The organism is Devosia sp. (assembly GCF_965229025.1).
Classification (GTDB): Bacteria; Pseudomonadota; Alphaproteobacteria; order Rhizobiales; family Devosiaceae; genus Devosia_A.
In genome coordinates, this window is record NZ_OZ245853.1 from 4,008,421 (window position 1) to 4,021,813 (window position 13,393).

The 13,393-nt window shown below is 59.9% G+C and carries 12 protein-coding genes; 8 read left to right on the forward strand and 4 right to left on the reverse strand.

What is annotated here, in order from left to right; translation table 11 throughout:
- Window positions 1-5: 5 nt before the first annotated feature.
- Complete coding sequence (locus tag ACO06J_RS19550) at window positions 6-1,928, reverse strand: restriction endonuclease (protein WP_421762382.1); 1,923 nt, start codon at window positions 1,926-1,928, stop codon at window positions 6-8.
- Between the two features lie 337 nt (window positions 1,929-2,265).
- On the opposite strand from ACO06J_RS19550, the gene ACO06J_RS19555 reads away from it, so the two are divergent.
- From ACO06J_RS19555 to ACO06J_RS19565, 3 genes are all read left to right on the forward strand, one after another.
- The gene (locus tag ACO06J_RS19555; protein ID WP_421762383.1) at window positions 2,266-2,706 is read left to right on the forward strand and encodes a DUF6641 family protein; all 441 of its coding nucleotides are present in this window, start codon (window positions 2,266-2,268) and stop codon (window positions 2,704-2,706) included.
- A gap of 74 nt (window positions 2,707-2,780) precedes the next feature.
- Complete coding sequence (locus ACO06J_RS19560) at window positions 2,781-3,287, forward strand: hypothetical protein (RefSeq protein WP_421762384.1); 507 nt, start codon at window positions 2,781-2,783, stop codon at window positions 3,285-3,287.
- A 354-nt stretch (window positions 3,288-3,641) separates the two neighbouring features.
- Entirely contained in the window at window positions 3,642-4,034 is a 393-nt protein-coding gene (locus ACO06J_RS19565) for a hypothetical protein (RefSeq protein ID WP_421762385.1), read from the forward strand.
- A 608-nt stretch (window positions 4,035-4,642) separates the two neighbouring features.
- Here the strand turns inward: ACO06J_RS19565 and ACO06J_RS19570 are convergent.
- Both ACO06J_RS19570 and secA read right to left on the reverse strand, forming a co-directional pair.
- Complete coding sequence (locus tag ACO06J_RS19570; protein WP_421762386.1) at window positions 4,643-5,845, reverse strand: tyrosine-type recombinase/integrase; 1,203 nt, start codon at window positions 5,843-5,845, stop codon at window positions 4,643-4,645.
- A 102-nt stretch (window positions 5,846-5,947) separates the two neighbouring features.
- The gene (gene secA / locus ACO06J_RS19575) at window positions 5,948-8,713 is read right to left on the reverse strand and encodes a preprotein translocase subunit SecA (protein ID WP_421762387.1); all 2,766 of its coding nucleotides are present in this window, start codon (window positions 8,711-8,713) and stop codon (window positions 5,948-5,950) included.
- 203 nt (window positions 8,714-8,916) lie between these two features.
- On the opposite strand from secA, the gene ACO06J_RS19580 reads away from it, so the two are divergent.
- Window positions 8,917-9,867: a peptidylprolyl isomerase gene (locus tag ACO06J_RS19580; protein ID WP_421762388.1), complete on the forward strand. Its 951-nt coding sequence runs from the start codon at window positions 8,917-8,919 to the stop codon at window positions 9,865-9,867.
- 88 nt (window positions 9,868-9,955) lie between these two features.
- Here ACO06J_RS19580 and ACO06J_RS19585 read toward each other — a convergent pair whose 3' ends face one another.
- Entirely contained in the window at window positions 9,956-10,528 is a 573-nt protein-coding gene (locus ACO06J_RS19585) for a TetR/AcrR family transcriptional regulator (protein WP_421762389.1), read from the reverse strand.
- 97 nt (window positions 10,529-10,625) lie between these two features.
- On the opposite strand from ACO06J_RS19585, the gene ACO06J_RS19590 reads away from it, so the two are divergent.
- From ACO06J_RS19590 to ACO06J_RS19605, 4 genes are all read left to right on the forward strand, one after another.
- Window positions 10,626-10,895, forward strand: a complete 270-nt coding sequence (locus ACO06J_RS19590) for a hypothetical protein (RefSeq protein ID WP_421762390.1) — start codon at window positions 10,626-10,628, stop codon at window positions 10,893-10,895.
- Between the two features lie 102 nt (window positions 10,896-10,997).
- Complete coding sequence (argJ, locus tag ACO06J_RS19595) at window positions 10,998-12,230, forward strand: bifunctional glutamate N-acetyltransferase/amino-acid acetyltransferase ArgJ (protein WP_421762391.1); 1,233 nt, start codon at window positions 10,998-11,000, stop codon at window positions 12,228-12,230.
- 3 nt (window positions 12,231-12,233) lie between these two features.
- Window positions 12,234-12,998, forward strand: coding sequence for a GNAT family N-acetyltransferase (locus ACO06J_RS19600; RefSeq protein WP_421762392.1), 765 nt, complete (start codon window positions 12,234-12,236; stop codon window positions 12,996-12,998).
- Complete coding sequence (locus tag ACO06J_RS19605) at window positions 12,983-13,393, forward strand: (deoxy)nucleoside triphosphate pyrophosphohydrolase (protein ID WP_421762393.1); 411 nt, start codon at window positions 12,983-12,985, stop codon at window positions 13,391-13,393. Before ACO06J_RS19600 ends, ACO06J_RS19605 begins: the two co-directional genes overlap by 16 nt.

Genomic DNA, 13,393 nt, shown 5'->3' on the forward strand with positions numbered 1-13,393 from the left:
GTGGGCTACCGATCGCTAGTTTCGCGCTTGGGCGACCAACGTTCTTTTGCCATTTTCTTCGCCTCGTCTAGGTCTATGCGGAAATTATGGCCGTGTTTGCCTAGCAATTGTAAAAGCTGTCCGCCATTTATTAATGTTAGCGGTTTGTTTGCTATGAAATTATAGGAGTCCGACCCGAAGGTGCTTGTCGTCACGAGTATGCCCTTCATCGCGCCTTCATTATGCACAGTGCCATAGAGATCGCGGACGGCAGAAACGTCGACGGTCGCTGCATAGCGCTTGGCTTGGACGACGATCTTGCCTCCTTTCACTTGATCAGGATTGAAAATGATTGCGTCTACGCCGGCGTCACGACTTGCCTGAGTGATTTTCACGTCAGCGCCGTCGGAAGCGAACTCCTGTTCAAACAGCTCCCTGCAAAGATGCTCAAAATCCTCCCAGTCCATCGTCGCAAGGTTCTGTTCGGACGACATGCCGTCGAGCACATCGCGGGCGTCAACAAACCGGCGATCATTGGTGTTCATAGGTACGATGGGTGCCACTGGGACCACCGTTTGTGCCCGAGCGCTAACTCCCTTCAGGGCGTTGAATGCTTGTACGACGTCTATTTCTGGCAGATTGAGCTGGCGGAGCCTAATTACGTCGGCGAGCAGGCTCGATACATACGCCCGCTTCGTTTCACCTGTGGCGCGGTCAATGTAGTAAGCCCAGCCGTTCAGAACCACGGTCTTCACTAGGTTGTCGTTCACTGCTCGCGCAACTTCGCATCCATACCGGATCGCAAGTGCCGGGTAGAGGTGCTCGTTTGCCTCTTTTGCCTCCACCTTCGTCGCTGGCTTGACCTTGTCTCCCACGCGTTTGTTCCACGTGACCCGGCCCACATCCGGAAACTGAACATCGACAATCAACACACCCGAGTCTGCGTCGAAGGAAGACGCTACAGCCATGGGGAGCCACCTTGGTAGCAGAGTGAACTCGAGTACGACCTTTGCCATGTCGGCGGGATCGTCTAGGTATCCCGCGTCCCACCGTTCGAGGATGGAATGCAGCAGGTTAACTTCACTAGCCTTGCGAGCCTCCCACCGGTCGCGTGCAGCGGCGACCTCGTAGTTCGCCGAACGCCAGGAACTCGCTCTTGCCTCATTGGCCTTGGCCAACCGTTTCTGCAATTCGATGAGTTGCTTCTTGAGCTCATCTCGAGCGGCATCATACTCCTCTTGAAGGTCGTTCCAGGCGGCAACTGCACTTGAGTGTCGATTAATTGCCGTTACGTTTGCCGAGCGCACCATGAAATTCAGGAAAGCGAGCGGTCCCCGCCAGAACGGCAGTATGATCTCTGGCTTCGGTACATCGAACCTGCCGGGGATAGAGCCAAGATTTGGGAGTTTGCTCTCCGCCATTGCGGGCAGGTCCGTCCCGTCATAGGCGGGAGTCTGTGCCAGGGCGTCTTCCGCAATCTGCCGCACAGTGAGGTCTGATGGCCGCTGGATGCTGTCGAGGTCATCAATAAACGGTTCTTCACTGACACGCTGGTTGGGCGCGAAGTCTCGCAGCGTGAAGAAACCTTGCTGGGCGATCTCAGTGTTGAAGAAATCCATCTCATTGTCGACGTCGAGCAGCGGTACGCGCGAAGTGGGGAGTGCACCCAAAATCGATCTGTACCGAGCAGGTGTTGGCACGGAGATCGGCGTTGGGACAGGGTTGAAAGTCCGCACCTGATTGATGAGTTGCCGCAGCGTCTCTAAATCCGGAAAGTTTTCGGTGATGCGTCTGTCTATGACCACCTTTGCTGCGCCGCGAGCGTTCGCCGCATATTGCAAAGGCACTGTGACAATCGCTTTGATCACCGTAAAAAGGAACCACAAGGCGACAACTAGGACGAAGCCGCCAATGGCAAGTCCGACTATGATCTGAACGACGGTGCCCACTGATTTCCCCTTCCATGAGCACCATATTTTCTCTGATCAATTAGTGCCAGAGTGTTGCAAGCGAGTGTTCCCCTTAGTCTGGCGTTAAAGCTTGCGCCTACTTTGCGTTTAGCAGCCCCTAAAGCCCGTTAGTCCCACCAGCCCGCTACCTACATAGCGGCCCCGCCAAATTGAAGCTGCAGGGGCAAAATGCGGGGTTTGCGTAAGCAAGCTCACTGTGGATGTCGTGTTGACACGACATTGCTGACGCAAGGCAAATAGCGAAAGGCGTCATTTCGGTAGGAATATCAGATAGATGGCCACATGCTTGCTTCATCGAAACGCGATGGAGAGCATGATGAATATGCTGAAGGAACTGACGTTTGCGGCGGTACCGCGTGAGAACACGCTGACGCCCCAGCAGAAGCGGCGCAACAAACTGATCGCCCATTTGCGGGAGCAACTGGCGATGGCGCAGGCTGAGATCGACGGGCGTATTCATGTCGTAAAGAAGCGGCGCTGGGAGCGTACGCAGGACGGACAGAAGCACCTGGTCGAAGTCGACAAGCGGCTCAAGCAGTGGTGGAAGCCACAGGCAGACGGCAAGCTATTGCTCACTGTGCGCTACGGCGCAAAGGCCATCGAGTTCGAAAAGGGAAAGGATGCAGTTGTGCTTGCCGACGTGCGTGAGTTGGCAGCGGTGCTACCGAAGCTGATTGCGGCGACGGAAACTGGCGAACTGGACGGTCACATCAACGCGGTGACGAAGGCCAAGCAGCCGGTTGTGATGAAGCGTTAGGCGGCGCTTGCTTCTGCAACCTCAACGAGCGCGGTCATTCCGCGCTCGTTTCTTTAGTTCCCGGACGCTGTCCAGTGGCACAGGTGACCCTTGAGCAAGCCGCAGCGCTGTGCTTTTGCTTTCGTATGTACACAAACCTGCGCGATTATAGCCCGGTCGTCCTCGCACTCCGGCCGGTGCTTGACAACCTGCCGGGAAAGATTGTCGCCATCGGCGGTGGTCTGGCAGCTGGCAAAACGACACTGGGGCGATATCTGGCATATCACTTCAACATTTCATTGATCGAAACCGATTTGTTTCGGCTCAAGAACAAAGCGGGTCGCCTTTCGTACCGCAACGAAGCGTTAGCGGACGCTATCGCGAGCCGAGTTGACAGGCAATATCCAAGACCGGTGATTGTCGAAAGCGCCGTCATACTTCGAGTTTTGTCGGATATTGGGCGTCCTGCGGACTACTACATTCATGTTATTTCGGATGACGAAGTCGATGTGATCGACAGCGACGAAAGAGCGGATGTCGCGCTGTACGACGCCGAATATGCCCCGAGGGAAAGAGCCAACCTATTGGTCCACTTCCCGTGAACGCTAGACCAGTGCCAAACGTCGGGTGCTGCTTCGCGTTTGCAGCGCCCTACAGCCCGAAAGTCCGACCAGCCCGCTACCCACATAGCTGCGCAACCAAGTTGAAGCTGTAGGGGCAAATTCCCTAGGGGCATTGCTAGCGCAAGCTGCGCAGACGGTGCCAGTCGCTGCTAACCGCCGATAACCATGCGCTAACCCCAGCATGGCAGCTTGTTGTTCGGCGGAAACGTACTGAGTGCCGCTAGTCCCTTCCTTTCCTGTCAGGTTTGTAGTGCCGTTCACTTCGCTTGGCCGGTTGCCGACCGGCATGATCTGGACAATAGTTGGTACTCGGTGACGTGGAGGGGGGTGGACATGTTTTCAAACAGCAAGTGGACAGGCGTCGCGGCGTGCATTGGGCTTGTAGCTGTCTTGGTTCAGACGGTAGCAATCCGAGCCGATGAGTTTTCGGGGACTGCGCTGACAATGGGGGTCTACGAATGTCACGATCAGCTGTTCAACATTGATCCGGTTATGATGTTTGGCCTGCTCGACGACACAAGCTACAAGAACTATGACGGTGACGTTGGTAGCTACGCCTTCGATCAGGAGAGCGGCATAATCCAGGTCGGATTGCAAACGAGCGCACCGGCGCGTTTTGTACGGATCGCAGCCACCGCCTTTCGCGCTCTTAACGAGGATGGGACCCTTACAGGTTTTGTTTGCCCCCTAAATCCCGCGAAGGACCCGAACTCGCCGCCTTGGTAGAACTGTGCGGAAACGGGTTCGGCAGGGTTCATTCCGCACTTGATTTCATCTTGTGCATGACTTTGAGCCGTCCACCCAACGTCGTGAGCCTTAGCCTTCGGCGTCGATTGCTTACCGTAGTACTTCTCGATCATCTCGACGCTCGTGCCCATGTTGCGGGCCACGTCATAGATGCCGATGCCGTTTGGAGCTGAGCTTGCTTCGGCGGGTTGCGTCGAGCTCCAATGTCAGCGCAGAACGTTTTGTTTACGGCTCCGGAGGACAATAGGACGTGCGGAGGGCGCAATGGAACGTCATATTCGAATTAGCAGAAGGTCTTCGAAGCCGCGTCCAGGGCACGAATGGACAATTGTTCCTAACTGTATGAAAGTCCCCGTGTGGGACTTGTTTCAGGGCAACGCAGCTGACGATGAAGACATGAGCCGGATTTTCGCGTTCCATGTCCCCTACATAGACGGCGTCGACCGCGGCTGTAGGGTCAGTTATCTCGGAGCGCTTTTCGATGTTGTTTCGGTGGAAAACTCTACGCAACTGATGGGGCTTGAGATCGGCTGCCGCCCGGTCCAAGAACCTGTCTCTCAGGTTACAGAAGGCCGGACTGAGCGACGCTAGTCGCCCTTCATCTTGTGCGTATCCTTGAGCCTGCCACCTAGCGTCGTGGCTTTGGCCTTCGGCGTCGATTGCTTGCCGTAGTACTTCTCGATCATCTCGACGCTCGTGCCCATGTTGCGAGCCACGTCGTACACGCCAATTTCCTCTCGTAAGGCCATCACCGCATAGTAGTGGCGCAAGCTGTAAAGCGAGAAACCGTCCCCAGCGGAATTCGTCTTTCGCTCCGCCAGCTCCAGCACTTTCGCGAACTGGTCAGCGAGCGTGATGATCTTTGAGCCATTGGCCATTGAGAAGAACCAGGCATTGGGATCTGGCTTTTCGCCCTTGCTGGCGAGCACGCGGACAACGTTTGGAACCACTGACGCAGCTGGTATTACGTCGCGTTCACCGGTCTTGCCGCGCACGACGAACCGGTAGTTGATCCGGTCAAGCCTATCGACAAACGAAATGACATCGCGAACCTTGAGATTGTTCGCTTCGCCCACCCGCATACCGGAGCGCGCAAGGATTACGATATAGTCCTCAAGCAGTTGCCGCGTGTGTAGGTGCCTTGGGTTGCGGCAGGCTTTGATCCACCTTTCGGCGGCGTGGAGTACGCCTCTGTAGTCGCCGTTCTCAAACGCCGGTCGCACACGCAGCTTCTTCGGCGTGAACGTAAACGTGGGCAGCGGCAGCAAACCCCTATCGCCACGCTCATGCGCCCAGTTGATTACCGCCTTGCCGATCATGATGTCGAATTGAAGCGTCTTGTCGGTCGGATTGACCTTCACGTTGCGCTTCTTCGCCTCACTAGGCCGCTGCGTGTAGTAGTCCCTTCGCCACTGGACGTACTCGCGCAGCTCCTTGTCACCGATGGCGGTGATCAGCTTTGCGCCCGCAAACTCTTTCCAAAACCGCGTCACACGCTTGATCTGGCGCAGCATGCCGTCCGAAGTGCGGCCCTGCTTATTCTCTGTCTCGCGGTATTTGACGTAGTCATCGATCACGCCGCCAAGTGTCTTGGCGCTGATTGGTATGCCGTGCCTAGCGCTGAACTCGAACTCGTAAACGAGTTTCTGAGCAGCTTTAATTGCTACAGCAAGGTCGCCAGTTTTAAGGCTGCGATAGATGTATTTTCCATCTATCCGAATGCGCGCCTGGTACGTGCCTTCACGCTTGAAGACGACTGCGTTGTCGTCGATCTGCGTTAGCTCTTCCATCCGGATTGCCTAGCTTTTGCCTAGGATTGCACACAGAAACTACATTTGCATATGTAGTGCCTATGTGCAATCGGAGAGCTAAGCTATTGAAAGCGCTACGCTTTAGAACGCACCGTGACAGTGCTTGAACTTCTTGCCCGACCCGCAGGGGCAGGGGGCGTTGCGGGAGACGCCGACCAGCAGTTTGGGATCGATCGGGCGCAGCGACGGGTCGGCCTCGGTGACGCCGCCGTCGAGGCTGGCCGTGCCCAGCGTTGCAGCGAGCATGGCGTTCGCGGCGCGCGCGGCGGCGGGCGGGATGGGCTCGTCGACTTCATTCTCGCCGGTCAGCGGGTCGATGTGGATCTCATTGAGGTCGCTGAAATCGCGGGGCGGCGGGGCCGGCTGGCGGGTCTGGATTTCGACATGGCTCAACTGGGTGGTCACCAGTTCACGGAGGTTCGTCAGCAGGCTCTGGAACAGCTCATAGGCTTCCTGCTTATATTCGTTCAGCGGGTCGCGCTGGGCGAGGCCGCGCCAGCCCACCACCTTGCTGAGGTGGTCGAGCGTTACGAGGTGCTCGCGCCAGAGCCCGTCGATCGACTGCAGCACGATGGACTTTTCCACCTGCCGCATGATCTCGGGGGTGAAGCGTGCGACCTTGGAGGCAGCCGCTTCGTCGGCGAGCTTGGTGATGCGCTCGCGCACCTGCTCGACGTCGATGCCTTCTTCGTGCACCCAGTCGTGGATCGGCACATCGACATTGAGGTAGGTCTTGCAAGCCGCTTCCAGCTGCTCGGACTGCCACTGCTCGGGATAGGCACGCTCAGGGATCGACTTCAAGATGATGCTTTCGATGACGCTGTGGCGCATCTCTGCCACGGTCTCGGCGACGTCATCGGCGTCCATCAGCTCGATGCGCTCGGCGAAGATCACCTTGCGCTGGTCGTTCATGACGTCGTCGTACTTGAGGATGTTCTTGCGGATATCGAAGTTGCGCGCTTCGACCTTGGCCTGGGCGCGCTCGATTGCCTTGGTGACCCACGGATGGGTGATCGACTCGCCCTGCTCGAGGCCGAGCTTGCCCAGCATCGAATCCATGGAATCGACGGGGAAGATGCGCATCAGGTCGTCCTGCAGCGACAGGAAGAACTTCGAATGCCCCGGGTCGCCCTGGCGGCCGGCGCGGCCACGCAGCTGGTTGTCGATACGGCGGCTTTCGTGGCGCTCGGTGCCCACGATATAGAGCCCGCCTGCAGCCAGCGCGGTCGCCTTGTCGGCAGCGATCTGCGACTTGATCTCGGCGATCTTGGCTTCACGCTCGGCGCCTTCCAACTCGCCAACCTCGCGCTCGATGCGCATTTCGAGGTTGCCGCCGAGCTGGATGTCGGTACCGCGACCGGCCATGTTGGTGGCGATGGTCACTGCACCGGGCACGCCCGCGTCAGCGATGATATGGGCTTCCTGCTCGTGGTAGCGCGCGTTCAGCACGGCGATGTTCTCGACGCCCTTCTTGCGCAGCAGTTCGGCTAGCATTTCGGATTTTTCGATCGAGGTGGTGCCAACGAGGATCGGCTGGCCGCGTTTGCGGCAATCGGCGATCAACTCGGCAATCTCGTCGAACTTTTCAGCCGCCGTGCGGAAAATCGCATCGTCTTCATCGACACGCGCCACATCCACGTTGGTGGGGATGGTGACGACGTTAAGCCCGTAGATGTCGCCGAATTCCTCGGCCTCGGTCGAGGCCGTACCGGTCATGCCGGCAAGCTTTTTGTAGAGGCGGAAGTAGTTCTGGAAGGTGATCGAGGCCAGCGTCTGGTTCTCGGCCTGGATCTTGACGTGTTCCTTGGCCTCCAGCGCCTGGTGCAGGCCTTCCGAATAGCGACGGCCCGGCATCATGCGGCCGGTGAATTCGTCGATGATCACCACTTCGTCGTTGCGGACGATGTAGTCCTTGTCCTTTTGGAACATCTTGTGGGCGCGCAGCGCGGAATTGAGATGGTGCACCAGCGCGACGTTTTCGACGTCGTAGAGCGAGGCGCTCTTCAACAGCCCCGATTCCTGCATATTGGCTTCGAGCTTTTCGATGCCCTGGTCGGTAAAGGTCGCCGAGCGCTGCTTCTCGTCGATCTCGAAATCGCCCTCTTCGAGCAGCGGGATCAGCTTGTCGGCGGTCTCGTAGAGCGCCGAGCGGTCGTCGGACGGGCCCGAAATGATCAGCGGCGTGCGCGCTTCGTCGATGAGGATCGAGTCCACTTCGTCGACGATGCAATAATGGTGGCCGCGCTGCACCATCTGGGCGCGGCTGTATTTCATGTTGTCGCGCAGGTAGTCGAAGCCGAATTCGTTGTTGGTGCCATAGGTGATGTCGGCATCATAGGCGGCCTTGCGCTGCGCATCGTCGAGCCCATGCACGATGATGCCGATCGAGAGCCCGAGGAACTGATAGAGCCGGCCCATCCACTCGGCGTCGCGGCGGGCCAGGTAGTCGTTCACCGTCACGAGGTGGACGCCCTTGCCTTCGAGCGCGTTGAGGTAAACCGCCAGCGTCGCCACCAGCGTCTTGCCTTCACCGGTACGCATTTCGGAGATCGAGCGGTTGTTCAGCACCATTCCGCCGATCAGCTGGACGTCGAAATGCCGCATGCCGAGAACGCGCTTGCTGGCCTCTCGCACCGTGGCGAATGCCGGGACCATCAGGTCATCGAGGCTGGTGCCGGCAGCGAACTGGGCGCGGAACTCGGCGGTGCGGGCCCGCAGTTCATCGTCGGTCAGTTTGGCCAGTTGGGGTTCCAGCGCGTTGATGGCTTCGACGCGGGGGAGGTACTTCTTGACCTGCCGATCATTGGCCGAACCGAAGATCGCTTTGGCGAGCGCAGCGAGTACCATGGGTATGTCCTTTGAATTCCAGCCGGCGATGGCTTGTCGCCAATAGTTCAACCGGCAGGGCGGCGGGTTCCTGTCCCGTCAACACTCTTTGAAGTGGTGCGACATGTAAGAGCGGGTCTTTTGCTTGTCAACGGACGGGAAATCGGCCAAACCACCGCGTCGCGACGGCCGGGGGCTCCGCGCCAGCCGAGGAAAACAAAACAATGACCCGTATGACCATCAAGACCATTGCCGGCGCACTGCTGCTTGGCACGGCGCTGTCGTTTGCTGCAGCTCCGGCCTTCGCCGAAGACGCTGCCACGCCCGCAGCCCCCGCGACCGACGCAGCTGCGGCGCCTGCCGCTGATCCGGCGGCCGCTCCGGCACAGCCCTCGCCCGATGCTGTTGTCGCCACCGTCGGCGACCAGACCATCACCGAGGCCGACCTGTCGTTCGCAGCCGAGGACCTGCAGAAGGAACTGCAGCAGGTACCGGCTGACCAGCGTCGCGCCTTCCTTGTTACCGTGCTGATTGACATGAAAGTGATGGCCAAGGCGGCCCGCGATGCCGGCATGGACCAGGATGCCCTGTTCAAGCGCCGGGTCGCCTATCTTGAGGACCGCACGCTCCGTCGGTCGTATTTCTCTGACAAGATCGCTGCCGGCGTGACGGAAGATACGATCAAGGCCGCCTACGACAAGTATGTCGCAGCCTTCAAGCCGGAAGAACAGATCCACGCCCGCCATATCCTCGTTGCAACCGAGGACGAGGCAAAAGCCGTCAAGGCCGATCTCGATGGCGGCAAGCCGTTCGAAGTCGAAGCCATGGACAAGACCACCGATCCGTCGGGCAAGCAGAACGGCGGCGACCTCGGTTTCTTCGGCAAGGGCCAGATGGTCCCCGAGTTCGAGGCTGCTGCATGGGCACTGCAGCCTGGCCAGATCTCCGAGCCGGTCAAGAGCCAGTTCGGCTGGCACGTCATCAAGCTTGAAGAAAAAAAGATGAGCGAGCCGCAGCCGATCACCCAGATGGCCCAGCAACTGGGTCAGCAGGCGATGTTTGAGGCCTATGACGTGGCGATTGCCGGCTTCAAGGCTGCCATGCCGGTCAACATTCCGGATGCGGCGCTGGCCGAGCAGGTCAAGAAGCAGTCCGAGCCGCAAGCCGGCCAGTAAGGCATTGGCCTCAGGGTTCTGAGGTCGGTCTGAAAAGTTTCTGGGGCGGGTGGGAAACCATCCGCCCTTTTTCTTTGCGACCCTGGCGTCAGTTGCCGCCGGCGATCATCCGGGCGAGCCGGCGCCATTCGGCTTCGTTCTCGCCGATGCTGCCAATCAGCAGTTGCGAAAAGGCGTACGCCACCACCACTTCTGCAATCAGTTCCGCCTGTTCCTGCGTCGGGGCAATGCCGCCATGGGAGCGCCCGAACACGGCCGCTAGGTGCTGGCGGCGGGTTGCGTGATAGGTGGTGAGCGCTGCGCGCGCGGCCTCGTCGGTCTGCGATTCCGCCAGCACGGAGCGGAAGATCGCTCCGGCCCTGCCGCGCCAGAAGCCCAGGAGATTGCCGAGAAACGCGACGATGTCGCCTTCGAGGCTGCCGGTGTCGGGGAGGACAAGCTCGTCTTTCAATTCGCCATAGACCGCCAGCAGCAGTGCGGTCTTGTCGGGCCACCAGCGGTAGATGGTCGGCTTGCCGGCGCGAGCGCGGCGGGCCACCGCCTCGATCGAAAACTTCCCCAGCCCCTCTTCTTCGAGCAGGTCGGCGGCGGCCTTGAGGATCGCCTTTTCGCTCTCCGGGTTGCGTTGCGCGCCGATGGATTTGCGGGCCAAAGCTGGCATGTCGATCTCCTTGAACCAAATCTAGCAGAACTCTTGACGAAACGAAACGGTCCGTTTTATATAGTAACGGAACGTACCGTTCTGATTGGAGATTTTGATGACCACCTTGTCCGATACACCCGCCGCCGTCGCGGCCTCGAAACCCGCCATAGTCGCAGTTCGCACCCGGCTCGCCTTTCTCGTGTTCTTTGCAGTCTATCCGCTGGTGACGGCACTGCTCTATGTTCTCTTTCCGCTGACGGCGGGCTGGGAGACCTGGCAGCGCACGCTGGTGCTGGTACCCATCATGGTCGTGAGCCTGGTCTTCTTCGTCATTCCGGCGATACAGGGCCGGTTTGGCCGCTTCATTGCCACCGGCCGCTGGTAGCCGGTGCCAGGGGCCTGTGAGTGGGGACTGGCGAACGAGGCTTGCTTGTGAAGAGGGCTTGAGGCAAACGGTTGGGCACTAAGTGCCTGTTCAGGATGCACCATGGCCCACCCGGTTTCGCCGCTTGCTCCCAAGACCTATCCCGACTTGCCGGAGGTGGCGGGCGTCCGCTTTGCCACAGCCGAGGCTGGGATCAAGTACAAGAACCGTACCGATGTGCTGCTGGCGGCCTTTGATGAGGGCACCACGGTCGCCGGCGTTTTGACCACCAGCAAGTGCCCGTCGGCAGCCGTCGACTGGTGCCGGCAGCATCTCGGCGCCGGCAAGGCGCGGGGCCTGTTGGTCAACTCGGGAAACGCCAACGCGTTTACGGGCAAGAAGGGCGTTGAGTCGGTGGCGCTCTCGGCCCGCCTCGCCTCCGAGGCGCTTGGGGTTCCGGCCGAGGAGATTTTCCTCGCCTCCACCGGCGTCATCGGCGAGCCGCTCGATGCCCAGAAATTTGCTGGCGTCACCGGCGAGATGGCCGGCCGCCTGGCATCGGGCCCCTGGTTGAATGCCGCCAAGGCAATCATGACCACCGACACCTTCCCCAAGGTCGCAACCGCTACGGTCGAGTTCGACGGCGTTCCGGTCACCATATCGGGCATCGCCAAAGGCTCGGGGATGATCGCGCCCGACATGGCGACGATGCTCAGCTTTGTCTTTACCGATGCGCCGATTGCGGCGGGCGTGCTGCAGGCGCTGTTGCAGCCGGCCATCGACACCAGCTTCAACGCCGTCACCGTCGACAGCGATACTTCGACTTCCGATACCTGCCTCGTCTTTGCGACCGGCAAGGCCGCAATCGCGCCGATCACCTCGGCAATGGACCCGCGGGCGACGGTTTTTGCGGAAGCGCTCAGCGATGTGCTGCATGAACTCGCCATCCATGTGGTGCGCGATGGCGAAGGCGCGACCAAGATGGTCACCATTACCGTCGAAGGCGCCACCAGCGAGCGCAGTGCCTTCCGTATCGCGCAGTCGATCGCCAATTCGCCGCTGGTCAAAACCGCCATCGCCGGCCAGGACGCCAATTGGGGCCGCATCGTCATGGCGGTAGGCAAGGCGGGCGAGCCCGCCGATCGTGACCGGCTGGAGATCAGCTTTGGCGACATTCGCGTCGCCACCCAGGGCGAGCGCGATCCGGCCTATGATGAGAAGGCGACCAGCGCCTACATGAAGAACGAGGACATCGACATCCGTGTCGGTCTCGGGCTCGGCTCAGGCAGCGCCACGGTCTACACCTGCGATCTCACGCACGGCTACATCACCATCAACGGCGACTATCGGTCCTGAGCCATGGTCCCATTGAGCGTCAGCCAGATTGAGGGTGCAACGCTGACGGCATGGCCGGCCCTGCGTCAGGCTCATGACGGGTTGTGGATCTGGCGTTACGCTCGTGGCTACACCAAGCGCGCCAACTCGATCCAGTGCCTCGATCCGTCCGACGGCGCTTACGCGGAGTTGAGGATTCAGCGTCTCGCGGAACTGTCACGCCGCCACCGGATCACGCCGGTTTACCGGGTGACACCGCTCACCGCGCCGGAGGTGCATGAGGTGCTGGATGGCCTCCTCTGGGACGAGTTCGAGCAGAGCCTCGTCCTCGCCATGGAGATGCCGGACGAAGATTTTCCGCATGAGCCGCAGGCCCGCTACTTCGATCCCGCAGATCCCGAATGGTACAAGGCGCAGGCCCAGATGTCCGGCTATGACCCCGATACCATCGAAGTGCTGCGTGAAGTGGTGGGGAACATCCCCTGCGAAGCCAAAGGCGTCCTCGTCTATCACAAGGCCGGGCTGCCGGTCGCTGCGGTGCTGGCGGCGGTCTCGGGCGGCATCGGCGTCTATGTCAATGTGGTCACCCATCCCAGTGCTCGCGGCATGGGCTATGGCCGGGCCGCCATGAGTGCGGCGCTGAACTGGGCCCGCTCGGCCGGTGCGGCCCATTCAGCGATCCAGGTGCTGGCCAATAACGAGGTGGCGATCAATCTCTACTCCTCGCTCGGGTTCGGCGAGGTCTACTCTTACAGCTATCGCCGGGCTCCCGATTGGAGCAAGCGGTGAAGATCCTCACGGTCGTCGCCTGTGCCCTGGTCGATGCTGATCGTCGTGTGCTGATCGCCCAGCGTCCCGAAGGCAAGTCATTGGCAGGGCTCTGGGAATTTCCCGGCGGTAAGATCGAGGAGGGCGAAAGCCCTGAGAACGCGCTGATCCGGGAACTGCGCGAAGAGCTTGGGATCGAGACCAAAACGGCTTGTCTCGCGCCGTTAAGCTTTGCATCCCACTCTTACGAAAGCTTTCATCTTCTGATGCCACTGTTCGTGTGCCGTAAATGGCAGGGCGTACCGCAAGCGCTCGAGCACGCCGCCCTGAAATGGGTGCGGCCCCAGCTCATGCGCGATTACGCCATGCCACCGGCCGACGAACCCCTGGTCGCGGCTCTCTGCGACCTGTTGTGA